The sequence below is a fragment of the Streptomyces sp. AMJ-169 genome (assembly GCF_055597585.1).
On the sequence record NZ_JBVLTJ010000009.1, the window covers coordinates 294245 to 317251 of the forward strand.

Sequence of the window (23007 nt, forward strand, 5' to 3'; positions counted from 1 at the left end):
CGTACGGCCGCGGGGCACTGAGTATCGCCGGAGCGGGTGCCGTGCGCGGCCGTACGCATGGGAATCAGTTCGCCGCGTACTTCTGGAGGAACAACGCCTCTGCCACCGACAGGCGTTCCAGTTCCTCGGGGGAGACGCTTTCGTCCACCGCGTGGATCTGGGCCTCCGGTTCGCTGAGGCCGATGAGGAGGATCTCCGCGCGCGGGTAGAGGGCGGCGAGGGTGTTGCACAGGGGGATCGAGCCGCCCTGGCCGGCGTACTGCATCTCCTGGCCGGGGTAGGCCTCGGACATGGCGTCGGCCATCGCGGCGTACGCGGGGCTGGTGGTGTCGGCGCTGAACGGCTGGCCCTGGCCGACCTGTTCGACCTCGATGTGCGCGCCCCAGGGGATGTGCGTCTCCAGGTGGGCGCGCAGCAGCTTGGTCGTCTCCGCGGCGTCGGTGCCCGGGGGGACGCGCAGGCTGACCAGGGCGCGGGCGCGGGACTGCACCGACGGGGTGGCGCCCACGACGGGCGGGCAGTCGATGCCGAGGACGGTGACGGCGGGGCGCGCCCAGATGCGGTCGGCGACCGTGCCGGAGCCGATGAGACCGACGCCGTCGAGGACCTTGGCGTCGGAGCGGAACTCCTCCTCGTCGTACTGGAGCCCCTCCCAGCGCGCGTCGGCCGGCAGGCCGTCGACGGACGTCGAGCCGTCCTGCGCGCGCAGGGAGTCCAGGACGCGGATGAGGGCGGCGAGCGCGTCGGGGGCGGCGCCGCCGAACTGGCCGGAGTGCAGATTGCCCTTCAGGGTCTCCACCGTCACCTGGAGCATCGTCATGCCGCGCAGCGTGGAGGTGACCGTCGGCAGGCCCACCCGGAAGTTGCCCGTGTCCCCGATGACGATCGCGTCGGCCGCCAGCAGCTCCGGATGCGCCTCGGCGTACCGCTCCAGACCGCCCGTGCCCTGCTCCTCGGAGCCCTCGGCGATGACCTTCACGTGCACCGGGACGCCGCCGTCGGCCTTGAGGGCGCGCAGCGCGAGGAGGTGCATGATCAGACCGCCCTTGCAATCGGCGGCCCCGCGCGCGTACCAGCGGCCCGCGCGCTCGGTCAGCTCGAACGGCGGACTCGTCCAGGCCGCCTCGTCCAGCGGGGGCTGCACGTCGTAGTGCGCGTACAACAGCACCGTCCGCGCGCCCTCGGGGCCCGGCAGGTAGCCGTACACCGACTGCGTGCCGTCCGGGGTGTCGAGCAGGGCCACGTCCTGGAAGCCCTCGGCCTCCAGCGTGCCCGTGATCCACCGCGCGGCTGCCTCGCTCTCGCTCCGGGGGAACTGGGTGAAGTCGGCCACCGACCGGAAGGCCACCAGCTCGGCCAGCTCCGCCTTCGCCCTCGGCATGAGGGAGGCGACGGTCTCGGCGACCGGATGCGACGACATGGGCACGCTCCTCGTGGGTGCGACGTTGTACGGAGTGAGCCAGGCTTTTCGTACGGCAGGCTCTTTCCGGTGAGCGTACGCGCCCGCACTGACAGCGGGGCCTCGCGGCCTCCCCAGGAGGGGTCAGATGATCTCCGCCGTAGGATGCGGGTGGACAAGAGCGGCAGGCGCCGGGACCGGGAGCAGCAGACCATCGTGAGCAGCGAGAACTCTTCGGCGGACGACATCCGCGAGACCGACGGCGAGGGCCGGGTGTGGGACGTCGTCGTGGTGGGCGCGGGACCCGCGGGCGCCTCGGCGGCTTACGCGGCCGCCGTCACGGGGCGGCGGGTCCTGCTGTTGGAGAAAGCCGAACTGCCCCGCTACAAGACGTGCGGCGGCGGCATCATCGGCCCTTCGCGCGACTCGCTGCCGCCCGGCTTCGAGCTGCCGTTCAAAGACCGGGTGAACGCCGTGACGTTCACGCACAACGGCCGCTTCACGCGCACGCGCAAGTCGCGGCACATGCTGTTCGGGCTGATCAACCGCCCGGAGTTCGACCAGCAGCTGGTCGAGCACGCGCAGAAGGCGGGCGCCGAACTGCGGACGGGCGTGACGGTCTCGCGGGTCGAGCAGCACGGCTCGGCCGTCCCCGACCGGCGCAGCGTGGCCGTCGTCCTCCAGGGCGGTGAGACGCTCCTCGCGCGCGCGGTGGTCGGCGCCGACGGCAGCGCGAGCCGCATAGGGGCGCACGTCGGGGTCAAGCTCGACCAGGTCGACCTCGGCCTGGAGGCGGAGATCCCGGTGCCGGAGACGGTCGCCGAGGACTGGAAGGGCCGCGTCCTGCTCGACTGGGGCCCGATGCCCGGCAGTTACGGCTGGGTGTTCCCCAAGGGCGACACCCTGACGGTCGGCGTGATCTCCGCGCGCGGGGAGGGCGCCGCGACCAAGCGGTACCTGGAGGACTTCATCGGGCGGCTCGGCCTCGCCGGGTTCGAGCCCAGCGTCTCCTCCGGCCATCTGACCCGCTGCCGCGCGGACGACTCGCCGCTCTCGCGCGGGCGCGTGCTGGTGTGCGGCGACGCGGCCGGACTGCTGGAGCCGTGGACCCGGGAGGGCATCTCCTTCGCACTGCGCTCCGGGCGGCTCGCGGGGGAGTGGGCGGTGCGCATCGCGGAGGCGCACGACGCGGTCGACACCCGCCGCCAGGCCCTGAACTACGCGTTCGCCGTCAAGGCGGGCCTGGGAGTCGAGATGAGCGTCGGCAAGCGCCTCCTGGCGGCCTTCGAACGCCGTCCCGGGCTCTTCCACGCGGCCCTGACCGGCTTCCGTCCCGCCTGGCGGGCCTTCGCCGACATCACGCGCGGGAAGACCACCCTCGCGGAGATCGTCCGCACCCGTCCGATCGCCCAGCGCGTCCTCACCGGGATCGCGCCGCGGCCCAAGGCGGCCGAGGACACCGAGAGCCCGGAGAACTCCCGGGACGCCGGGGAGGCCGGGACCTCCGGCAACTCCCGGGACGAGGTCAGCTCCTGACCGTGATCCGGAAGACGGGGTGGTCGCCGGCCGACGCGGCGATCTCCTCGTCCGACGACTTCGCCGACACCCCCTGGAAGAACTGGTCGACCTCCCAGCCCCACTTCTCCAGGTAGGACCGCAGCACGGGCACCTTCTCGGCGTCGGGCACCTCCACGGCCGTGAACTCCCGCACCTTGCGCCCCACACGCAGCTCGCCGCCCTGGGCGACGCGCATGTTGCGCACCCACTGGGAGTGGCCCCGCGCGGAGACGATGTACTGCGCGCCCTCGTACGCGAGCGGGTTGACGGGGATCCGCTGCATCTGCCCGCTCTTGCGGCCCTTCACGGACAGTTCCGCCGACCCCATGAAGCTGATCCCGTGCCGCGCGAGCCAGCCGACCAGGTTGTTGAAGCGGACGTTCATCGCGCTGGCTTTCAGGTAGTACGGCGACGACGACATGGCGGCCTCCAGTTGGCTTGGAGAGCGGTGCTCTCGGTTCGTACTGCTGAGTGTGCGCCGGATCGGTGTGCTGATGCAAGAGCGGTGCTCTCTTTTTTGTGCTCCGATCCTTATCGGGGGCGGCGATCTGTTTTGCGGGCGCCGATCTCTTCTATGGCCGCCGATCCCCAACAAGGTCAACCGATCTCCTCGCAGTTCACCGCTCACGACTGTGTGCACCGCTCCCAACCGGTGCCAGACTGGACCCATGAGCAGGAACGCCACCCAAGGAGCCCGTGCCCGCGCGCGGGCCGAAGTGACCGCCGCCATCAAGGAGGAGGCCCGCCGGCAGCTCGCCGAGTCCGGCGCCGCCCAGCTCTCCCTGCGGGCCGTCGCCCGCGAGCTGGGCATGGTCTCCTCGGCCCTCTACCGCTACTTCCAGAGCCGCGACGACCTGCTGACCGCGCTCATCATCGACGCCTACGACTCCCTCGGCGACGCCGCCGACAAGGCGTACGCGGCCGTCGCCAACGCCGATCCCCTGGGCCGCTGGATCAACACCTGCGAGGCCGCCCGCGCGTGGGCGCTCGCGCATCCCCATGAGTACGCCCTGATCTACGGCTCCCCCGTGCCCGGCTACCACGCCCCCCAGACGACCGTGCCCGCCGCCGCGCGTGTCGCCCTGCACCTCCTCGCCGCCGTTCACGCCGCCCACGAGAACGGGACCCTCGTCCCGCCGCCGCTCCCCGACGGGCTGCGCCCCGAGGCCGAGCGGATCGCGGCGGACCTCGCCCCCGACCTCCCCCCGTCCGTCGCCGCCGCCATGGCCGCCGCCTGGGCCCAGCTCTTCGGGCTGATCAACTTCGAGGTGTACGGCCACTTCCACAACGTCGTCGAGGACCGCGACCCCTTCTTCCGCGAGGCCGTCACCCGCCTCGCCCGGGGCGTGGGCCTCGGCTGACGCGTGCGTCCGGAGCATGTGCGGCCACCTCACCGGGGGCGGGCCCCAGCTCCCGAAGACGCGTACGCCCGCCTGCTCCCCGGGGAGTAGAGGCGGCCACCTCTTCCGGCGGACGTGCGATGTCAGTGGTGCCGTCTAGCGTTGGCGTATGGAGGAGTGGCGAGCCGGCGGACGGTGGCCCGATGGGCCGCCGTGGGCGCGGGCGGGGGAGGACCGGGAGCGGTGGCCGTGGCGGTCGACGGCCGCGATCACGGTGTTCGTGCTGCTCGGCTCGCAGTACGCCGCCCACGCCCAGCACGCCGACCGCGTCCCCCTGGGCGTCGTCGGCCGCCTCCTGCTCCTCGCCGCGTCCGGCCTCCTGCTGTGGCGCCGGCGCAGGCCCGTGGCGGTCGTGTTCGGTACGGCGCTGGCGACGGCCCTGTACTTCGGCGCCGGATATCCGTACGGGCCGGTGTTCCTTCCGGTCGCCGTCGCCTGCTTCGCCGCCGTCGGCGCCGGGCACCGTAGGGCCGCCTGGACGGCCGTCGGTCTGCTCTGGGCGTCGCATGTCCTGATCGCCCAATGGGCGTACCGGTGGCTGCCGCCCGCCGGGGACGGACGCGGGCCGCTCGGCCAGGAGTTCGTCGGCGCCCTCTGGGCCGTGGTCGTCCTCGCCCTCTCCGAGCTGGCCACCGCGCGGCGCGAGCAGTGGGCGCGGGCGCGGGCCGAGCGGGAGCAGGCGGCCAGGCGTCGCGCGGACGAGGAGCGGCTGCGCATCGCGCGCGAGCTGCACGACGTCCTCGCGCACAGCCTCTCCGTCATCAACGTCCAGGCCGGCGTCGGCCTCGCCCTCCTCGACGCCGATCCGCAGCAGGCGCGTACGGCGCTGACGACCATCAAGGCGGCCAGCAAAGAAGCGCTCGGGGAGGTGCGGCAGGTGCTGGACAGCCTGCGGGCGCCCGGGGACGCCCCGCGCGCGCCCGCGCCGGGTCTCGACCGGCTCCCGGAACTCGTCGAGCAGGCCGCCCGCGCGGGGCTCACGGTCGCTGTCCAAGGGACCCCGCCCCGGCTCGCCCCCCACACCGACCTCGCCGCCTTCCGGATCGTCCAAGAGGCGCTCACCAACGTCGTACGCCACTCCGGCTCACGGCACGCGCGCGTGCGGCTCGACTCGGCGGGCGGGGAGCTGCGGCTCACCGTCGACGACGACGGTCCGGCCACCGGGGCCGACGCGGGCGGCAGCGGGAACGGGCTCGCCGGGATGCGGGAGCGGGCCGCCGCGCTGGGCGGTGCCATCGAGGCGGGGGTCAGGGAGGACGGGGGGTTCCGGGTGTCGGCGGTGCTGCCGCTGCGGGGGGCGGTTTCTCAGGCGCCAGCCTCGCCGATGCCGGCATCAGAGATGCCCGTCGCTCCGGAGACGCCCGCTTCACGAGAGACGCCCGCCTTGTCGACGCCGACCTCAGGAACGCCCGTCTCCCCAGAGGCGCCCGCCGCTCCAGAGGTGCCCGTCTCCCCAGAGACACCTGCCTCGCCAGAGACGCCCGCCTCCCCACCCCCAACTCCCGCCCCGCCCAAGGAGGAACAGTGATCCGAGTGCTGCTCGCCGACGACCAGTCACTCGTCCGGGCCGGCTTCCGCGCTCTGCTCGACGCGCAGGACGACATCGAGGTGACCGGAGAGGCCGCGGACGGGGAGGAGGCGGTGCGGGCCGTCGGGGAGGCGGCGCCGGACGTCGTCCTCATGGACATCCGGATGCCGCGCATGGACGGGCTGGCCGCGACCCGTCGTATCACCGGGGATCCCGCGCTCCAGGGCGTCAAGGTGGTCGTGCTGACGACCTTCGAGCTCGACGAGTACGTCTTCGAGGCGATCCGCTCCGGGGCCTCCGGGTTTCTCGTCAAGGACACCGAACCTGATGAACTCCTGCGTGCCGTACGGGCGGTGGTCGCCGGGGACGCGTTGCTGTCGCCCGGGGTGACGCGGCGGCTCATCGCGGAGTTCGCCGCCCGCTCCAAGGAACCTGCCGCGGCGGACGCGCTGGAGCGGCTGACCGAGCGGGAGCGGGAGGTGATGGCGCTGGTCGGGATCGGGCTGTCGAACGAGGAGATCGCGCGGCGGCTGGTCGTCAGCCCGCTCACCGCGAAGACGCACGTCAGCCGGACGATGGTGAAGCTCGGGGTGCGGGACCGGGCTCAACTCGTCGTGCTGGCCTACGAGTCGGGGCTGGTGCGGCCGGGGTGGCTGGGGTGAGGCGGCCGGTCGGGGCAGGGTGGCCGACCAGGGCGAGCCGGGCGGCGAAAGCGATGCGCCGCACCGGGGTGAAGCCGACCGAGGTGAAGCCGGCTGGGGTGAAGCCGGCCGAAGTGAAGCTGGACGGGGTGAAGTCGGCCGGAGTGAGGCCAGCCAGAGTGAAGTCGGCCGGGGCGAAGCCGACCGAAGCGCGGCCGGCTGAGGCGCGGCCGGCTGAGGCGCGGCCCGCCAGGGTAAGGCTCGCCCGACTGCCCGACTGCCCGACTGCCCGACTGCCCGACTGCCCGACTGCCCGACTGCCCGGCCGACCCGGCCCGACCCGCTCACCCGGCCCGACCCGCTCACCCGGCCCGACCCGCTCACCCGGCCCGACCCGCTCACCTGGTCGGGCCGCTCACCCGGTCGAGCCGGTCAACCCGCCCGATCCCCCTTGCCGAACCGCAGCAGCACACTCGCCACCCGCGCCAGAAACACCGCCGGTGCCAGACACACCCCCACCCCCATCAGCAACGACTCGGCGAGCCGCGGCAGTTCGAAGGCCAGGGCCGGTCCGGCGACCGCCCCGAACACCACCGCCGCGGCGAACGCCGCACTGCACAGCGCGTACCCGATCTCGACCGTCATCGCGTCCCGTTCGGCCTGCGAACGGCGCCCCCCGTACTCCGTCGTCATGCGCCGAAGTCTCCCACAGGGCCTGTCAGATGGCGGATCTTTCCCGCCACAGCGCGGCCAGCGAGCGGTCGCCTCCGACCTCGGGGAACGGTGCCCGGTTCCACAGCGCCAGGTACAACTCGGCGGCGGTGCCGGACAGTTTGCATTCGGCGGGCCCGGCGCCGGTGCGCTCGGTCACGGGCGGCGCGGGGGACAGCCGTACGGTCCATACGGCGTCGTCGGCGTCGGTCGCGCGCACGCGCAGGACGCGGGGGCGGTCGGTGCGGACCTTGCTGCGGTCGCGGGTGTGGAAGCCGCACAGGATCTCGTCGATGCCGTCCGCGGCGAAGGCGGGCGTGAACGGGGTCAGGGGGCGGCCCGCGGCCGTCTCGGCGTCCACGCGGTGGACGGCCGTCTCGTGGGCCTGGCGGCGGGCCCAGAAGGCCAGCGGGGAGGGCGCGGGGAGGAAGGCGAAGCAGTCGGTGTCGGCGGGGGCGGCCGTGAGGGCGTCGACCAGGAGGGCGTGCCCCTCGCGCAGCCAGTCCAGCAGCTCGGGTCCGGGCAGCTCCGGCACCGCGGCGAACGGCCGCCACGAGGGGTGCCCCTCGGCGACGAACGCCCGCGCCCACCGGTGCACGGCCCCCATGTGCTCCACCAGCTCCCGCACCCGCCACTGCGGACAGGTCGGCACGCCCGCGTCGACCCCGGCCGCCTCCGCCGCGTCGGCCAGCGCGCGCCCCTCGGCGTCGAGGATGTGGATGAACTCGTCGGTTTTCATGAAGGCGAGTGTGCAACGCGGCCCTTGCGAACGACTGTCCGCGCGGCCGGAGTTCACCCCCCGATGCGTACGGCTTTCCGCACGTCCAGGGGCACGCCCGCGCACACGCCCCGCGCCGCCCCGCGTACGGCCGCCCGCGCGCCCCACCGTCGCCTTCGCCGCCCTGGCACCCGCGAGCCCGCAGGGCACCCCGCCCCACCCCCGAACCCCCGCCCCCTACACCCCCCGGTCCACCCGCCCCGCCCCCACCCCTATCAGCCCCGCGAACCCCGCCAGCACCGCCACACTCACCAGCGCCGTGGGCAGCGAGAACCAGTCCGCCATGAAACCGATCGCCGGCGGCCCGAGGAGCATCCCCCCGTACCCCAGCATCGACGCGACCGCCACCCCGCGCGGCCCCGCCACCGCCCCCGCGCGCTCCACCGCGATCGGGAACAGGTTCGCCAGCCCCAGGCCCGCGACCGCGAAGCCCAGCAGGGCCGCCCACAGCTGCGGTGCCAGCGCGCCCAGCAGCATCCCGGCCGCCGCGACCGTCCCGCCGGTGACGACCGTAGGGGTGCGGCCCAGCCGCTCCAGGAGGGTCGTTCCGGAGAGGCGCCCCAGGGTCATCGCCAGGGCGAAGCAGGAATAGCCGACGGCGGCGGCCCCGGCGGACGCGCCCAGGTCCTCGCGCAGGTGCAGCGCCCCCCAGTCGGCGAGCGCGCCCTCGCCGTACGCCGTGCACAGGGCGATCAGGCCGAAGACGATCACCAGGCGGCGGTGCCGGGGGGCCGGGCGGGACTGGGGTGTCGTAGGGCGCTCCACGTGCGGTGGTTCCAGGCGGAGGAGGGCGCGGCCCGCGACGGCTGTGGTCAGCAGGCCGATCGCGCCCAGGAGGAGCAGGTGCCGGGTGGGGGACAGGTGGCTCGCGACCAGTGCGCCCAGGCCCGCGCCCAGCATGCCGCCCAGGCTGAACGCCGCGTGGAAACTGGGCATGATCGGGCGGCGCAGGGCGGTCACCAGATCGACGGCGGCGCTGTTGAACGCGACGTTTATGCCGCCGTAGGCCGCGCCGAACAGCAGCAGGACCGCGCCCAGGGCCGCCACCGAGTGCGTCAGCGGCGGGAGAGTGATCGACAGGGACAGCAGGACCGCGCAGGCGACGGTCACCGGGTGGCTGCCGTAGCGCTGGCAGAGGCGGCCGATGAAGGACATGGTCACGACCGCGCCCGCCGAGACGCCCAGCAGGGCGAGGCCCAGGGCGGAGGGTGAGGCGGCGGTCTGTTCCTTGATGTCCGGGATGCGGACGACCCAGCCGGCGAACAGGAAGCCGTCCATGGCGAAGAACGCGGTGATCACGACCCGCAGGCGGGCGAGGTCACCGCTCGGCGCGACGCTGCGCGAGCGTAGTTTGTTCAGTAGCGGCACAAACTCAGGCTAGGGGCGTTCCGGGGGCCCGGGCAAGGGGTCGGCGGCGCAGATGTGCGTGATCGCGCTCAAGCGTGGCCCAAGAGCTGCTCCACCGCCCCGACTTGGTGTTTTAAAGTTGCTGTCGTTTCTGACCACCGGACACTGCGGCACCTGTGAGGGATACGCGAGACATGGCGACCGAAACGTTTGAGTTCCAGGTAGAGGCCCGCCAGCTTCTCCAGTTGATGATTCACTCGGTCTACTCGAACAAGGACGTCTTCCTCAGGGAACTCGTCTCGAACGCCTCCGACGCGCTCGACAAACTGCGCCTGGAGAAGCTGCGGGACGACACCCTCGACGCGGACGTATCCGACCTGAACGTCAGGATCGAGACCGACCAGGAGGCCCGTACGCTCACCGTGCGGGACAACGGCATCGGGATGTCGTACGAAGAAGTCGGGAAACTGATCGGCACGATCGCCAATTCGGGAACCGCCGCCTTCCTCCAGGAGTTGAAGGAGCAGCAGGAGGAAGCCGAGGGGCTCATCGGGCAGTTCGGTGTCGGCTTCTACTCGGGCTTCATGGTGGCAGACGAGATGACGCTGGTCACCCGCCGGGCCGGGGAGACCGAGGGCACACGCTGGTCGTCGCGGGGGGAGGGGACGTACACGCTGGAGAAAGTCGCCGACGCGCCGCAGGGCACCGCCGTCACGCTGCACCTGAAGCCGGCCGACCCCGAGAACCAGCTGCATGACTACACGGCGGCGTGGCAGCTCAAGCAGATCGTCAAGAAGTACTCCGACTTCATCACCTGGCCGGTCCGCCTCGACGACGAGGAGGCCCCGCTCAACTCGATGAAGGCGCTGTGGGCCCGCCCGCGCGACGAGGTCTCCGACGACGAGTACCACGAGCTGTACAAGCACGTCAGCCATGACTGGCGCGACCCGCTGGAGACCATCCGGCTCCAGGCCGAGGGCACTTTCGAGTACCAGGCGCTGCTGTTCCTGCCCGAGCACGCGCCGCACGACCTGTTCACCCGCGACTTCCGCCGCGGCCTCCAGCTGTACGTCCGGCGCGTGCTCATCATGGACGACTGCGAGGCGCTGCTCCCGCCGTACCTGCGCTTCGTCAAGGGCGTCGTCGACGCGGCGGACCTCTCGCTGAACGTCTCGCGCGAGATCCTCCAGCAGGACCGGCACATCCTGATGATCCAGCGCCGGCTCACCAAGAAGGTGCTCTCCTCCGTCAAGGAGATGCGCGCCAAGGAGCCGGAGAAGTACGCCGGTTTCTGGCGGGAGTTCGGCGCCGTCCTCAAGGAAGGGCTGCTGAGCGACGCCGACAACAAGGACGCGATCCTCGCCGTCTCCTCCTTCGCCAGCACGCACTCCGCGGAGGAGCAGACGACGCTCCAGGCGTACGTCGAGCGCATGAAGGACGGCCAGGAGGACATCTACTACCTGACCGGCGAGTCCCGCGAGAGCGTCGAGAACTCGCCCCAGATGGAGGCGTTCCGCGCGCGGGGCCTCGAAGTCCTCCTCCTCACCGACCCGGTCGACGAGGTCTGGGCCGACGCCGTCGGCGAGTTCGAGGGCAAGCCGCTGCGGTCCGTCGCCAAGGGCGAGATCGACCTCGGCCCGGTCGACGGCGAACAGGCCGAGGAGGAGCGCGAGAAGCAGGCCGAGGAGTACGCGGGCCTGCTGGGCTGGTTCAAGGAGCAGCTCACCGAGGAGGTCAAGGACGTACGGCTGTCCTCCCGCCTCACCGTCTCGCCGGCCTGTGTCGTCTCCGACGCGGGCGACCTCACGCCCGCGCTCGAAGCGATGTACCGGGCGATGGGCCAGGAGATCCCCGCCGCCAAGCGCATCCTCGAACTCAACGCCGGGCACGCGCTGGTGCGGGGCATGAACCAGGCCTACCAGGAGGAGCGGCGCGAAGGGCTCGCCGAGGGCGCCGAGTTGCTGTACGGCCTCGCGGTGCTCGCCGAGGGCGGCCGGCCCAAGGAGCCCGCGCGGTTCGTGAAGCTGGTGGCGCAGCGGCTGGAGCGCACGCTGTAGTTGGGGCCCCCGGGACAAGGGCTCACCCTAGGGGCACACCTGGCGGACGCTCACCCGCGTCCGCCAGGTGTCCGCCGATCGGCCACGGAATCTCCGTAGTTGTTTAAGTAAATTAAGCGACTTACATTCGTGCCTGTCGTACCGGCCCGGTCACCCCCCGCAGGAAAGGCCCGCCCATGTCCCAAGCGCACACCGGCCGAGGGGAGGCGGCGGCCCGGCCGAACGTCGTCGTCGCCGTGCTGGCCTTCGGCGGGATCGTCGTCTCGCTCATGCAGACGCTCGTGATCCCGATCGTGCCGGAGCTGCCGAAACTGCTCGGCGCGCCCGCCTCGGACGCCGCCTGGGCGGTCACCGCGACCCTGCTCGCGGCGGCCGTCGCCACGCCCGTGATGGGCCGCCTCGGCGACATGTACGGCAAACGCCGGCTCCTGCTGGCCAGCCTCGTCCTGCTGATCGCCGGCTCGGTCGTGGCCGCCCTCAGCGACTCGCTCGTGCCGATGATCGTCGGCCGCGCCCTCCAGGGCCTCGCCTCCGGCGTCATCCCGCTCGGCATCAGCATCATGCGCGACGAACTCCCCGCCGAACGGCTGGGCTCCGCAACGGCGTTGATGAGCGCCTCGCTCGGCGTCGGCGGCGCTCTCGGCCTGCCCGCCGCCGCGCTCATAGCCGACCACTTCGACTGGCACGCCCTGTTCTGGACCTCCGGCGCGCTCGGCGCGGTCGCGCTGGTGCTCGTGCCGCTGCTCGTGCCGGAGTCGAAGGTGCGCACCGGTGGCCGCTTCGACTTCGTCGGCGCCGCCGGCATGGCGGTCGGCCTGATCTGTCTGCTGCTCGGCATCTCCAAGGGCGCCGACTGGGGCTGGACCAGCGGTACGACCCTCGGCCTCTTCGCCGCCGCGGCCGTCGTCCTCGTCCTGTGGGGATTCTTCGAACTCCGCGTCCACGAGCCCCTGGTGGACCTGCGCACCACCGCCCGCCGCCAGGTCCTCGTGACCAACCTCGCCTCCATGGCCTTCGGGTTCGCCATGTTCGCGATGTCCCTGGTCTTCCCCCAGCTGCTCCAGATGCCCGCCGCGACCGGCTACGGCCTCGGCAGGTCGCTGCTCGACGCCGGTCTGGTGATGGCCCCGACCGGCCTCGTCATGATGGCGACGGCACCGGTCTCCGCGATCGTCTCGCGCACCTGGGGGCCCAAGGTCACGCTGATGAGCGGCGCGGTGATCGTCGCCGCCGGGTACGGGCTGAGCATCGGCATGATGTCCGAGGTCTGGCAGCTCGTCGTCGTGTCCTGCGTGGTCGGCGCGGGCATCGGCTTCGCCTACGGCGCGATGCCCGCGCTCATCATGGGCGCCGTCGAACCGTCCGAGACGGCCGCCGCGAACAGCCTCAACACCCTGATGCGGTCCATCGGTACATCGACGGCGAGCGCCGTCGCCGGGGTGGTCCTGGCGCAGCTGACGACGCCGTTCGGCGGGGTGGCGCTGCCGTCCGAGAACGGGTTCAAGACGGTCATGGCGGTCGGGGCGGGGGCGGCTGTACTGGCGTTCCTGGTCGCGGCGTTCATACCTCGGCGGAAGGTGGAAGGGGCGGGGCTGGGGGAGCCGGCGGCGAGGTCGGCGCCGGGCTCTGCGGAGGTGCCGGTGGCGGGTTCCGCGGAGGTGTCGGCGGGGTGTTCTGCGGGCGTGGCCGCACCCGCACCGGAAGCCGCACTCGCACTGGCGTCCGCATCTGCACCTGCATCCGCCCCCGCACCGGCATGGGCCCGCACCCTGGAAGAAGCCCGCGTTCCAGAAGAAGCCCTCACCCCGGAAGCGCCCCCCGCCCCCACCGACCCCCACACCATCGGCGCCGCCCTCGCCGTCCCCCTCTCCCGAGCCGTCGCCGAACTCGTCGCGGCCGTACCGGGGTTGGCCTCCGCCGCCGGCGGTCATCCGATCCGCGGCCAGGTCCGCGGCGCCGACGGCGCCCCCGTCCCCGCCGCCGCGATCACGCTGATCTCCCTGGACGGACGGCAGTTGGGCCGCGCGGTCGCCGGGGACGACGGCGCGTACGAGGTGGCCGCGCCCGCCGAGGGCACGTACGTCCTGCTGGCCGCCGCCGACGGCTGCCGTCCGCAGGCGACCACCGTCGTCGTGGGGGCGGCCCCGCTGGCGTACGACGTCCTGCTCGGCGGGGCCAGCGGGCTCGCCGGGGTGGTGCGCGGCGCCGACGGGGGCGCGCCGGTCGCGGGGGCCGTGGTGATCGTCACCGATGTACGCGGGGACGTGCTGGCCACCACCCGTACCGACGGGCTCGGCGAGTTCGCGTTCGCCGAGCTGGTGCCGGGTCCGGTGACCGTCGCCGTCAGCTCGCCCAAGCACCGCCCGCTCGCGCTGCCCGTCGAGGTCGCCGGCAGCGGAATCACGCGTCTCGACGTGGAGTTGAGCCCCGGCGCCCAGGTGCGCGGCACCGTGCGCGGGGCCGGTGTCCCGCTCGGCGACGCCCGGGTGACCCTCGTCGACGCGGCCGGCAACGTCGTCGCGACCGCGACCACCGGCGCCGACGGCGCGTACGCCTTCGCCGATCTGGACAGCGGGCAGTACACGGTCATCGCGACGGGGTATCCGCCGCGGGCGACCGGGGTGCGGCTCGCGGGTGACGTCGACGACCACGACATCGAACTGGCGCACGCGGAATAGGAGTTCGTCAACTGTCCGGGAAGCGGCTCCACTTGGCGTAAGTAAGAGCACAACCTTCCGCCGCCCCCTGCGGTCTGACCCCACGTCACATCGACCGCACAGCATCCGCACAGGGGGAACGACCGAATGAAGCGCACCGCAGCCTTACTGGCGGCCCTGACCCTCGCCGTCACGGGTGTCGGCGTCGCCGCGACCACCGCGACGGCGGCACCCGGCCAGGTCACCGCCTGCCCCACCGGCTGGGGCAGCCTCGACAAGACCGGCGACTCCACTGGCTTCGCCCCGCTGACCGGCGCGAGGACCGGGCAGCACGACTGCTACGACCGGCTCGTGTTCGACATCCCGGGCGGCCGGAACACCGGCTACATCGTCCGCTACGTCAATGAGATCCGGCAGGACCCGACCGGCGACCTCATCCCGGTCAAGGGCGGCGCGATCCTGGAGGTCATCGTCATGGCGCCGAGCTACGACCCGGACACCGGCAAGGTGACCTGGCCCGGCATCCGCGCCGGCCGGCCGCTGCCCGGCACCGACCTCGCCGGCTACTCGGCGTTCCGCGACACCCGGTTCGCGAGCACGTTCGAGGGCCAGACCCAGATCGGCCTCGGCGTACGGGCCCGACTCCCGTTCCGCGTCCAGCAGTTGGCGGACAAGGTCGTCGTGGACGTCGCGCACAACTGGTGACTTAGGGCCCCCGTAACCCGGGGGCGCCGTACCGGACTCCCGGCGGGGAGGCGATAGTTGGAGGTCAGCGACCGATCCGCACGACCCGCCGGGAGAGCCATGCCCACCCTCCAGACCAACGGAGTCCGCCTCCAGTACGACGACCAGGGCGCCGGCGACCCGGTCGTCCTGGTGATGGGCCGGGGCGCGAACGGCCGCGTCTGGCAGCTGCATCAGGTGCCCGCGCTGACCGGGGCCGGCCACCGCGTCGTCACGTTCTCCAACCGGGGCATCGCGCCCAGCGAGCCGTGCGCGCCCGGGTTCACCATCGACGACATGGTCGCCGACACCGCGAGCCTCATCGAGGAGCTGGGACTCGGCCCGTGCCGGGTCGTCGGCACCTCCCTCGGCGCCTACGTCGTCCAGGAACTCATGCTCGCCCGACCGGAGTTGGTGCGCCAAGGCGTGCTGATGGCGACCCAGGGCCGCACCGACGCCTACCGCACGGCCGCGATCGCCGCCGACCGCGCCCTGTACGACAGCGGGCTCGCGCTGCCCCCGGAGAGCGCCGCCTGGACCCGCGCCCTGCGCAACCTCTCCCCGGCCACCCTGGACGACGAACAGCGCCTCCAGGACTGGCTCGACCTCTTCGAGTTCTCCCGCGAGGACATGGGGCCCACCAGCCGTACGCAGATCGAACTGTCGCCGCCGGAAGGGAGGTTGGCGGCCTACAAGGGGATCAGTACGCCCTGTCTGGTGATCGGGTTCGCCGACGACCGGGCCCTGCCGCCGCGCCTCGCCCGCGAGGTGGCCGAGGCGATCCCGACGGCCCGCTACACGGAGATCGCCGACTGTGGGCACTACGGGTATCTGGAGCGGCCGGACGAGGTGAACCGGGTGCTGCTGGAGTTCTTCGCGGAAGCGAGCTAACAGAGAAGGCGGCCGGCCGAGAGACCGGCTGGCCAAGAGGCCGCCCAACTGGAGGGCTCCGCAAGGCCGTTCAGCCCCAGGAGCCCTCAAGCAACCCTCACCCCGCCCTCAACTCCGCCTCTCCGCCCGCAACACCACGAACTTCGGGTCGCTCGCGACGAGTTCGCACCCCCCGAACAGCTTCCGCAGCGTCACGTGATAGCCGAGATGCCGGTTCCCGATCACCCACAGCTCCCCGCCCGGCCGCAGCACCCGCCGCGCGTCGGCGAACATGCGCCGCGCGGTCGCGTCGGTCGTGGCCTGGTGGGAGTGGAAGGGCGGGTTGTTGAGGACGACGTCGACGCTGGCGTCCGGCACCCCGGTCAGACCGTCGCCGACGCGGAACTCCGCATGCCCGGGTACCCCGTTGGCCTTGTAGGTGGCCTCCGCCGAGGCGACCGCCTGGAACGACTCGTCGGTGAACAGCACTTCCGCCGCCGGGTTGGCGAGCGCCACCGCCGTCCCGACGACGCCGTTGCCGCAGCCGAGGTCGACCACGCGCTGTTCGCCGTGCGTGGCGGGGAGGTGGGCGAGGAAGAAGCGGGTGCCGATGTCGAGGCGGTCGGCGCAGAAGACGCCCGCGTGGCCGACGACCGGGCGGCCGGAGAGGGCGCCGATGCCGTCGGGGAGGTCGTAGCCGTGCGGCCAGGGGTTCGCGGGGCGCTTCAGGTCCGGGTCTGGGGTGGTGAGGATCAGCCGGGCCTTCTGGCGGGCCAGGGAGGTGCGGGTCGGGCCGAGGACGCGCTCGAAGAGGCGCAGGGTCGAGGTGTGGATGTCCTTGACCATGCCGGCGCCGACGACGACCGTGTCCGCGTGCACGGCCGGCGCGAGCCGCAGCAACTGGTCCTCCAGCAGGGCGAGGCTCTTGGGCACGCGCACCAGGAGGACGTCGATCCGCGCGGGCGGCGGGTCCTGCGTCGTCAGCAGCCGCACCGCGCCGGTCTCCACCCCGGCCCGCGCGAGGTTGGCCCGGGTCGCCTCCTGACCCAGCCAGGAGTCGGTGATCTGCGTCGGCCGGTGCCGCGCGAGCGCGGTGGCCAGGGCGCCCCACCGGTCGCCGAGCACGACGACCGCGCCGGCCAGCGGCACCGCCTGCTCGTGCAGAGCGTTCAGCAGATATGCGTCGGAGGCGTCCCAGGCACGCAGCCTGTCACGCGGGTCCTCGGGGAAACGGGCCAGCTCCAGCTCGCCCCACGGCGTCGTCATCGGGTTCATCGTCAGCCAGGCTAAGCGACCGGCGCCGCCCGCCCAACCGCAGCTCAGACCCGGTGCGGCAGGATGGGGTGATGGAAGGCGAGCTGTTTCCCCGGGAGCGCGCACAGGTCGCGCCGGGCGCCGTGCACGTGCCGGACTGGCTGGAGCCGCCCCGCCAGCGCGAGCTGCTGGACGCCTGCCGCGCGTGGGCGCGTCCCCCGGCCGGCCTGCGCACCGTCCGCACACCCGGGGGCGGCACGATGACCGCGCGGCAGGTCTGTCTGGGCTGGCACTGGCACCCGTACGCCTACGCCCGCACCGCCGTCGACGGCGACGGCAGCCCCGTCAAACCCTTCCCGCCCTGGCTCGGCGACCTCGCCTACCGCGCGGTCGCCGACGCGCTGGGGCAACAGGCGCTGCCCGCGCAGCCGTACGACGTCGCGCTCGTCAACTTCTATGCCGGGGACGCCCGGATGGGGATGCACCGGGACGCGGAGGAGGTGAGCGAGGCGCCGGTGGTGTCGCTCAGCCTGGGGGACACGTGCGTGTTCCGGTTCGGCAACTCCCGTACACGGACGCGGCCTTACACCGACGTCGAGCTGCGCAGCGGGGACCTGTTCGTGTTCGGGGGGCCCGCGCGGCGGGCGTTCCACGGGGTGCCGAAGGTGTACGGCGGGACCGCGCCGGGCCGGCTGGGGCTGGCCGGGCGGCTCAACGTCACGCTGCGCGTCAGCGGTTTCGCGCACGGCCACAGCGGTGAGCGGATCATGGGAGACTCACCCTCATGAGTGGCAAGGCGGACCCCCGGACGGCGGGGGAAGGGACCACGTCAAGGGCGCGGCTGGACCGGGGGCGCGGCGCGCTCGGACCCGCGCTGGAGCTCGTGCACACCGGCCGGGCGCCGACCCGCGCGGTCCTCACCGCCGAGCTGGGCGTCACCCGCGCCACCGCCGGAGCCGTCGCCGCCGAGCTGGAGGCGCTCGGCCTGATCCGCGTCGACGCCCACCCCACGGCCGCCGCCGGCTCCCAGGGCCGCCCCTCGCACCGGCTCGAACTCGCCGAGGACGGGCCGGTGGTGCTCGCCGCGCAGATCCACGCGGACGGCTTCCGCGCCGCGCTGGTCGGCCTCGGCGGCCGGATCGTCGCCACCACGCCCGGCTGCGAGGCCGTCGACGCCGACCCCGGGAAGATCATCGGCGCGGCCGTGGCGGCGGGCGCCGACCTGCTGCGCGCCACCGGCCGCCGCTGCGTCGGCGCGGGCCTCTCGGTCCCGTCGGCCGTCGCCGAACCCGAGGGCCTGGCCCTCAACCCCGTGCACGTCGCCTGGCCGGTGGGCGCGCCGGTGCGGGAGATCTTCGCCGAACGCGTCCGCGCGGCCGGCGTCCCGGGCCAGGCGTTCGCCGCGAACGACGTCAACCTGGTCGCGCTGGCGGAACACCGGCACGGCGCAGGCCGCGGCGCCCGCGACCTCCTGTGCGTGGCCACCGGGCACCGGGGCGTCGGCGGCGCGCTGGTCCTCGACGGCCGTCTGCACACCGGGAGTTCGGGCCTCGCGCTGGAGGTCGGCCACCTGATCGTCACCCCCGAGGGCCGCCCCTGCTACTGCGGCGGACGCGGCTGCCTCGACGTAGAGGCCGACCCCTTGGCCCTGTTGACCACCGCGGGCCGCCAACCCGGCCCGGAAGGCTCCCTGTTGCACCAGGCGATCCGCCTGCTGCGCGAGGAGTACGCCGACCCGGCCGTCCGCACCGCCGCCGAAACCCTCATCGACCGCCTGGGGTTGGGCCTCGCGGGCCTCGTCAACATCCTCAACCCCGACCGCATCATCCTCGGCGGCCTCCACCGCCCCCTCCTCGAATCCGACCCGGAACGCCTCAGAGCCGTCGTCGCCGACCGCAGCCTGTGGGGCAGAAGCGGCGTCGTCCCGATCCTCCCGTGCTCCCTGGACCACAACAGCCTTGTCGGTGCCGCTGAGTTGGCGTGGCAGCCGGTGCTGGACGACCCGCTGGGCGTGCTGAGCGGCGAACAGCCCGGCTGAGAAAGCCGTACGGACCACCCGCCGCGCCCCTCTGGTCGGCCCGGAGGAAGATGGTCCCCATGACGACCGACAAGCTGACCGTGACCGTCCTGGGCACCGGCATCATGGGTGCCGCCATGGCCCGCAGCCTCGCCCGCGCCGGCCACACCGTACGCGCCTGGAACCGCACCCCCGCCAAGGCGCAGCCGCTGGCCGCCGACGGCGTGACGGTGACCGAGGCCGCCGCCGAGGCGGTCCGCGGCGCCGACGCGGTCGTGACCATGCTGTACGACGGCGACGCCGTGCTGGAGGTCATGCGGGAGGCCGCGCCGGGGCTCGCCGAGGGGGCGCTGTGGGTGCAGTCGACCACCGTCGGCCTCGGGTCCGTCGACGGGCTCGCGCAGTTCGCGCGGGATCACGCGCTGGTCTTCTTCGACGCGCCCGTCCTCGGCACCCGACAGCCCGCCGAGGCAGGGCAGTTGACGGTACTCGCGGCCGGTCCCGACGACCGCCGGGACGCCGTCGCGCCCGTCTTCGACGCCGTCGGCGCGCGGACCGTGTGGACCGGCGCGGAGGCCGGCGGGGCCACGCGGCTGAAGCTGGTCGCCAACAACTGGGTGCTGGCCGTGACCGGCGCGACCGGGGAGGTCCTCGCCCTCGCCCAGGGGCTCGGCGTCGACCCGGAGACGTTCTTCGGGCTCATCGCCGGCGGGCCGCTCGACCTGGGGTACCTGCGGGCCAAGGCCGCGCTGATCCTCGAAGACCGGCTCACCCCGGCGCAGTTCGCCGTCACGACCGCCGAGAAGGACGCCCGGATCATCGTCGAGGCGGGGCGCGCGCACGGGGTCCGGCTCGACGTCACGGAGGCCGCGGCGGAGCGGTTCGCGCGGGCGGCGGGGCAGGGGCATGGGGATGAGGACATGGCGGCGGCTTATTTCGCCAGCTTCGAGTAGGGCGGGGCTGGGGGCGCCGGGTTCGGGCAGGTTTGCTGGGAGCGGCGAGGCCTTTTGAGGAGGGCCGCCGGAGCTTGCGGCGAGGCCGATGGAGAGCAGGCGGCGACCGTGCACGTACTCCCCGGGGCGTACGCCCGGTGCCGCCGCCCGTGCGACGACCCGGACCCCCTCCCGGAGGGAGCCTCGGTGGTGTCAAGGAAGGCACTGCCGAAGGAGATGACCGGTGATGGAGACGTTCGCGAGCTGGAACGGCGGGCCCGGGCCCTGGATCCTGTTCCTGCCCCTGATCTGGGCGGCCGTCGTCTTCGGGGTGGTCACCGTGGCCCGCCGCGCGGGCTGGCGCCGGCACGGCTGGCCGCGTGACCCGCGCGAGCAGCGGCTCGCCGGGGACGCGCCGATCGCCGTCCTCGGCCGCAGGTTCGCGGCCGGGGAGATCGACGAGGACGAGTACTGGCGGCGGCTGTCGGTGCTGGAGGAGCACTTCGGGCGGAAGGGCGCTGCGGGGTGACGCCGGGGGCCTGCGGCGGGGCGCGGCGGTAGGAGGCGAGGCGCACGCAGGTGTGGGCGCAGGTGTGGGCACCTGAAGTGTGACGATCACACCACCGCGAGCCTCGGCAGGCTCACCACCGCCTCCCGCACCCCCTCCACCGCCGGCAGCGTGAACCAGACGACCTTGCCCGACTCGCCGTCGGCCCGAGCCCCCCAGCTCTCGCTCACGGCGGCGACGAGGGCGAGGCCGCGTCCGCAGGTCGCGAGGTCGTCCGCGGCGCCGAGGACCGGCAGCCGGGGATCTCGGTCGGCCACCGAGACGGTGAGCCGGCCGAGCAGCACCTCCAGCTCGACCACGCAGGTCTTGTCCTGCCGCGCATGCCGGTGGACGTTGGCCAGCAGCTCCGTCACACCGAGCGCGGCGCGGTCTATGAGCGGGTCCAGCTGCCAGTAGCGCAATTGTGCGGTAACGATTCTGCGGACCTGTCCGATCCGCGCCGGCAGGGCTTGCAGCTCCACCGTGCAGTGCCTTGGGTTGATCACGGCTGCGACTCCCCGACGTGAGGTCCGGAAGAACCGATGAGTTCGGATCGATCGAGCAGCGCGTCCCGTGCGGCGGCCGGCTGCTGACATGGCCGGCGGGCTGGTTCACAGCGTTGTCGCCGGTACACCCAGAGTGACGTGAGATCAGCGTGACTCAGGGCACCGGCCGCCGCAACTCGCGCCCGTCGCGGGGGCGGGGCGCCCGGGTTCCAGGGGGCGCGGCGAGAGCGTGAGCGCCCGTGCGGGCGCCGTGCGCGCTGCCCGTCGTAGGGGTGAGAGCGCTGCCCGTCGTAGGGCTGGAGGCGTGTGTGAGCCCTCAGCGTTCGCCCCGCGCAGCCCGGCGTACCGCCTCTATGAAGCGGCCGGCCGTGGGTGGGGGCGGGCCGCCCGGGGCGGGGTCGTCGGCGGCCAGGGTCAGCTGGTAGCGGGTGCCGTTCAGGTCCGCCAGCGCCCGGTCGTCGGGGCCGAAGCGCGGTTTGGTCGCGCGGACCGCCGAGGCCGGCGCGCTGTCGATCTCGCTGCCCTGGCTGTTGAGCAGTTCCACCCTGCCGTCGCCGACGCGGACCCGTCCGGCCCGGGTCAGCGACCTGAGTCTGCTGTCGATCCGCACGCCCGTCGCCGTGAACTCCGGCTCCGCCATGCTCTCCCGCCCCCTTGCGTCCTGTACGGCCCCCGGTTCGATGCAGGTGCAGTCTGCCGCTCCAAAGGCTCGCGCACCAGTGCGGGCCGCAAGTATGCGCCGCGCACCCGGAGCACTCGCGCGAATGCGCCCCCCTGGGTTGCCTTTGGGGCGCCCAAAGATGCGTTTATGCAGGTGGGAAGGGTGTGGCGGATGTCTATCATCGTGCTGACGGCTGCCGGTACGACCCTGTGAGGAGCCCCGCCGTGACCACCCCCCACCTGTCCGCGACGCTCGACGTCGACCGCGGTGACGACGCCTACCGCGGCTGGCTGAAGGAAGCCGTCCGCAAGGTCCAGGCCGACGCCAACCGCTCCGCCGACACCCACCTCCTGCGCTTCCCGCTGCCCGAGCACTGGGGCATCGACCTCTACCTCAAGGACGAGTCGACCCACCCCACCGGAAGTCTCAAACACCGCCTCGCCCGCTCGCTGTTCCTGTACGGCCTGTGCAACGGCTGGATCCGCCCCGGCCGCCCGGTAGTTGAGGCGTCCAGCGGCTCAACTGCCGTCTCCGAGGCCTATTTCGCCGCCCTGATCGGCGTCCCCTTCATCGCCGTCATGCCGCGCACCACCAGCGCCGAGAAGTGCCGGCTCATCGAATTCCACGGCGGGCGCTGCCACTTCGTCGACGATCCGCGCACGGTGTACGACGAGTCCGCCCGGCTCGCGGCGGAGACCGGCGGCCACTACATGGACCAGTTCACCTACGCGGAACGCGCCACCGACTGGCGCGGCAACAACAACATCGCCGAATCCATCTTCCGCCAGCTGGAGTTGGAGCGCTTCCCGGAACCCGCGTGGATCGTCGCGACCGCCGGGACCGGCGGCACCTCGGCGACCCTCGCGCGCTACGTCCACTACATGCAGTACGACACCCGGATCTGCGTCGCCGACCCCGACAACTCCTGTTTCTTCGAGGGCTGGACGAGCGGCGACCCGGACGTCACCTGCGACTGCGGCTCCCGGATCGAGGGCATCGGCCGGCCGCGCATGGAGCCGAGCTTCGTGCCCGGCGCGATCGACCGCATGATGAAGGTCCCCGACGCCGCGAGCATCGCCGCCGTCCGCGCCCTGGAGGGGGCCATCGGGCGCAAGGCGGGCGGGTCGACGGGGACCGGGCTGTGGAGCGCGCTGCGGATCGTCGCGGAGATGGTCGCGGCCGGGCGGGAGGGGAGCGTGGTGACGCTGCTGTGCGATCCCGGGGAGCGGTATCTCGACAAGTACTACTCGGACGAGTGGCTGGCCGGGCATGGGTTGGAGATCGGGGGGTACAGCGCGGTGATCGAGGGGTTGCTGGGGAGTGGGAAGTGGGTTGAGCCGGGGGTGTGAGGGGCGTGCCGGGGCGGGAAGTGGGTGGGCCGGGGGTCTGAGGGAAGCGCCGGAGGGCGGGGAGTGTGCGGGG

Annotated in this window: 20 protein-coding genes and 1 pseudogene; 13 read left to right on the plus strand and 8 right to left on the minus strand. The window is 73.1% G+C overall.

What is annotated here, in order from left to right; translation table 11 throughout:
- Window positions 1–64: 64 nt before the first annotated feature.
- Window positions 65–1420, minus strand: a complete 1356-nt coding sequence (locus tag ACYUD3_RS23630) for a M20/M25/M40 family metallo-hydrolase (RefSeq protein WP_470973026.1) — start codon at window positions 1418–1420, stop codon at window positions 65–67.
- Window positions 1421–1615: 195 nt separating this feature from the next.
- On the opposite strand from ACYUD3_RS23630, the gene ACYUD3_RS23635 reads away from it, so the two are divergent.
- A complete protein-coding gene (locus ACYUD3_RS23635; protein ID WP_470973263.1) occupies window positions 1616–2935 on the plus strand; it encodes a geranylgeranyl reductase family protein in 1320 nt (439 codons plus the stop codon).
- Here the strand turns inward: ACYUD3_RS23635 and ACYUD3_RS23640 are convergent.
- Entirely contained in the window at window positions 2925–3377 is a 453-nt protein-coding gene (locus tag ACYUD3_RS23640; protein ID WP_470973028.1) for a nitroreductase family deazaflavin-dependent oxidoreductase, read from the minus strand. The two genes, ACYUD3_RS23635 and ACYUD3_RS23640, sit on opposite strands and share 11 nt — an antisense overlap.
- Window positions 3378–3624: 247 nt before the next feature.
- On the opposite strand from ACYUD3_RS23640, the gene ACYUD3_RS23645 reads away from it, so the two are divergent.
- From ACYUD3_RS23645 to ACYUD3_RS23655, 3 genes and pseudogenes are all read left to right on the plus strand, one after another.
- Window positions 3625–4317 (plus strand): TetR/AcrR family transcriptional regulator, encoded by a 693-nt coding sequence (locus ACYUD3_RS23645; RefSeq protein ID WP_470973030.1) that lies wholly within the window; start codon window positions 3625–3627, stop codon window positions 4315–4317.
- Window positions 4318–4465: 148 nt separating this feature from the next.
- Window positions 4466–5647, plus strand: a pseudogene (locus ACYUD3_RS23650) (sensor histidine kinase); the annotation flags it as partial.
- Between the two features lie 233 nt (window positions 5648–5880).
- Window positions 5881–6546: a response regulator transcription factor gene (locus ACYUD3_RS23655; protein ID WP_470973032.1), complete on the plus strand. Its 666-nt coding sequence runs from the start codon at window positions 5881–5883 to the stop codon at window positions 6544–6546.
- A 411-nt stretch (window positions 6547–6957) separates the two neighbouring features.
- Here ACYUD3_RS23655 and ACYUD3_RS23660 read toward each other — a convergent pair whose 3' ends face one another.
- The 3 genes from ACYUD3_RS23660 to ACYUD3_RS23670 form a co-directional block, all read right to left on the minus strand.
- Window positions 6958–7218, minus strand: a complete 261-nt coding sequence (locus ACYUD3_RS23660) for a DUF6332 family protein (protein ID WP_470973034.1) — start codon at window positions 7216–7218, stop codon at window positions 6958–6960.
- Window positions 7219–7243: 25 nt separating this feature from the next.
- Window positions 7244–7975 (minus strand): maleylpyruvate isomerase family mycothiol-dependent enzyme, encoded by a 732-nt coding sequence (locus tag ACYUD3_RS23665; RefSeq protein ID WP_470973036.1) that lies wholly within the window; start codon window positions 7973–7975, stop codon window positions 7244–7246.
- A 216-nt stretch (window positions 7976–8191) separates the two neighbouring features.
- A complete protein-coding gene (locus ACYUD3_RS23670) occupies window positions 8192–9382 on the minus strand; it encodes an MFS transporter (protein WP_470973038.1) in 1191 nt (396 codons plus the stop codon).
- Window positions 9383–9555: 173 nt separating this feature from the next.
- On the opposite strand from ACYUD3_RS23670, the gene htpG reads away from it, so the two are divergent.
- From htpG to ACYUD3_RS23690, 4 genes are all read left to right on the plus strand, one after another.
- Window positions 9556–11418 (plus strand): molecular chaperone HtpG, encoded by a 1863-nt coding sequence (gene htpG / locus ACYUD3_RS23675; protein ID WP_470973040.1) that lies wholly within the window; start codon window positions 9556–9558, stop codon window positions 11416–11418.
- A 176-nt stretch (window positions 11419–11594) separates the two neighbouring features.
- Complete coding sequence (locus ACYUD3_RS23680) at window positions 11595–14096, plus strand: MFS transporter (RefSeq protein WP_470973042.1); 2502 nt, start codon at window positions 11595–11597, stop codon at window positions 14094–14096.
- Window positions 14097–14222: 126 nt separating this feature from the next.
- Window positions 14223–14780, plus strand: coding sequence for an AMIN-like domain-containing (lipo)protein (locus tag ACYUD3_RS23685; RefSeq protein WP_470973044.1), 558 nt, complete (start codon window positions 14223–14225; stop codon window positions 14778–14780).
- Window positions 14781–14879: 99 nt separating this feature from the next.
- Window positions 14880–15689 (plus strand): alpha/beta fold hydrolase, encoded by an 810-nt coding sequence (locus ACYUD3_RS23690; protein ID WP_470973046.1) that lies wholly within the window; start codon window positions 14880–14882, stop codon window positions 15687–15689.
- Window positions 15690–15797: 108 nt separating this feature from the next.
- On the opposite strand, the gene ACYUD3_RS23695 is transcribed toward ACYUD3_RS23690, so the two are convergent.
- A complete protein-coding gene (locus tag ACYUD3_RS23695) occupies window positions 15798–16934 on the minus strand; it encodes a methyltransferase (RefSeq protein ID WP_470973048.1) in 1137 nt (378 codons plus the stop codon).
- Window positions 16935–17014: 80 nt separating this feature from the next.
- Between ACYUD3_RS23695 and ACYUD3_RS23700 the strand changes: the two genes are divergently transcribed.
- The 4 genes from ACYUD3_RS23700 (at window position 17015) to ACYUD3_RS23715 (ending at window position 20400) form a co-directional block, all read left to right on the plus strand.
- Window positions 17015–17710 carry an alpha-ketoglutarate-dependent dioxygenase AlkB family protein gene (locus tag ACYUD3_RS23700; protein ID WP_470973049.1) on the plus strand — a complete coding sequence of 232 codons (696 nt, stop codon included), beginning with the start codon at window positions 17015–17017 and terminating at the stop codon, window positions 17708–17710.
- Window positions 17707–18960: an ROK family protein gene (locus ACYUD3_RS23705; protein ID WP_470973051.1), complete on the plus strand. Its 1254-nt coding sequence runs from the start codon at window positions 17707–17709 to the stop codon at window positions 18958–18960. Before ACYUD3_RS23700 ends, ACYUD3_RS23705 begins: the two co-directional genes overlap by 4 nt.
- The gene (locus ACYUD3_RS23710; protein WP_470973266.1) at window positions 18957–19892 is read left to right on the plus strand and encodes an NAD(P)-dependent oxidoreductase; all 936 of its coding nucleotides are present in this window, start codon (window positions 18957–18959) and stop codon (window positions 19890–19892) included. Before ACYUD3_RS23705 ends, ACYUD3_RS23710 begins: the two co-directional genes overlap by 4 nt.
- A 226-nt stretch (window positions 19893–20118) precedes the next feature.
- The gene (locus ACYUD3_RS23715) at window positions 20119–20400 is read left to right on the plus strand and encodes an SHOCT domain-containing protein (RefSeq protein ID WP_470973053.1); all 282 of its coding nucleotides are present in this window, start codon (window positions 20119–20121) and stop codon (window positions 20398–20400) included.
- A gap of 86 nt (window positions 20401–20486) precedes the next feature.
- Here ACYUD3_RS23715 and ACYUD3_RS23720 read toward each other — a convergent pair whose 3' ends face one another.
- Window positions 20487–21014 carry an ATP-binding protein gene (locus ACYUD3_RS23720; RefSeq protein ID WP_470973055.1) on the minus strand — a complete coding sequence of 176 codons (528 nt, stop codon included), beginning with the start codon at window positions 21012–21014 and terminating at the stop codon, window positions 20487–20489.
- A gap of 226 nt (window positions 21015–21240) precedes the next feature.
- Entirely contained in the window at window positions 21241–21564 is a 324-nt protein-coding gene (locus ACYUD3_RS23725) for a hypothetical protein (protein WP_470973057.1), read from the minus strand.
- Window positions 21565–21809: 245 nt separating this feature from the next.
- On the opposite strand from ACYUD3_RS23725, the gene ACYUD3_RS23730 reads away from it, so the two are divergent.
- Window positions 21810–22934: a PLP-dependent cysteine synthase family protein gene (locus ACYUD3_RS23730; RefSeq protein ID WP_470973059.1), complete on the plus strand. Its 1125-nt coding sequence runs from the start codon at window positions 21810–21812 to the stop codon at window positions 22932–22934.
- The last annotated feature ends 73 nt before the right edge of the window (window positions 22935–23007 follow it).

Excerpts from the sequence above, each read along its gene's own strand:
- htpG (WP_470973040.1), top strand. The coding sequence starts at position 9,556 with ATGGCGACCGAAACGTTTGAGTTCCAGGTAGAGGCCCGCCAGCTTCTC.
- ACYUD3_RS23705 (WP_470973051.1), top strand. The coding sequence starts at position 17,707 with ATGAGTGGCAAGGCGGACCCCCGGACGGCGGGGGAAGGGACCACGTCA.
- ACYUD3_RS23700 (WP_470973049.1), top strand. The coding sequence starts at position 17,015 with ATGGAAGGCGAGCTGTTTCCCCGGGAGCGCGCACAGGTCGCGCCGGGC.
- ACYUD3_RS23685 (WP_470973044.1), top strand. The coding sequence starts at position 14,223 with ATGAAGCGCACCGCAGCCTTACTGGCGGCCCTGACCCTCGCCGTCACG.
- ACYUD3_RS23640 (WP_470973028.1), bottom strand. The coding sequence starts at position 3,377 with ATGTCGTCGTCGCCGTACTACCTGAAAGCCAGCGCGATGAACGTCCGC.
- ACYUD3_RS23645 (WP_470973030.1), top strand. The coding sequence starts at position 3,625 with ATGAGCAGGAACGCCACCCAAGGAGCCCGTGCCCGCGCGCGGGCCGAA.
- ACYUD3_RS23665 (WP_470973036.1), bottom strand. The coding sequence starts at position 7,975 with ATGAAAACCGACGAGTTCATCCACATCCTCGACGCCGAGGGGCGCGCG.
- ACYUD3_RS23715 (WP_470973053.1), top strand. The coding sequence starts at position 20,119 with ATGGAGACGTTCGCGAGCTGGAACGGCGGGCCCGGGCCCTGGATCCTG.
- ACYUD3_RS23680 (WP_470973042.1), top strand. The coding sequence starts at position 11,595 with ATGTCCCAAGCGCACACCGGCCGAGGGGAGGCGGCGGCCCGGCCGAAC.
- ACYUD3_RS23725 (WP_470973057.1), bottom strand. The coding sequence starts at position 21,564 with ATGGCGGAGCCGGAGTTCACGGCGACGGGCGTGCGGATCGACAGCAGA.
- ACYUD3_RS23660 (WP_470973034.1), bottom strand. The coding sequence starts at position 7,218 with ATGACGACGGAGTACGGGGGGCGCCGTTCGCAGGCCGAACGGGACGCG.
- ACYUD3_RS23630 (WP_470973026.1), bottom strand. The coding sequence starts at position 1,420 with ATGTCGTCGCATCCGGTCGCCGAGACCGTCGCCTCCCTCATGCCGAGG.
- ACYUD3_RS23690 (WP_470973046.1), top strand. The coding sequence starts at position 14,880 with ATGCCCACCCTCCAGACCAACGGAGTCCGCCTCCAGTACGACGACCAG.
- ACYUD3_RS23695 (WP_470973048.1), bottom strand. The coding sequence starts at position 16,934 with ATGACGACGCCGTGGGGCGAGCTGGAGCTGGCCCGTTTCCCCGAGGAC.
- ACYUD3_RS23720 (WP_470973055.1), bottom strand. The coding sequence starts at position 21,014 with ATGTCAGCAGCCGGCCGCCGCACGGGACGCGCTGCTCGATCGATCCGA.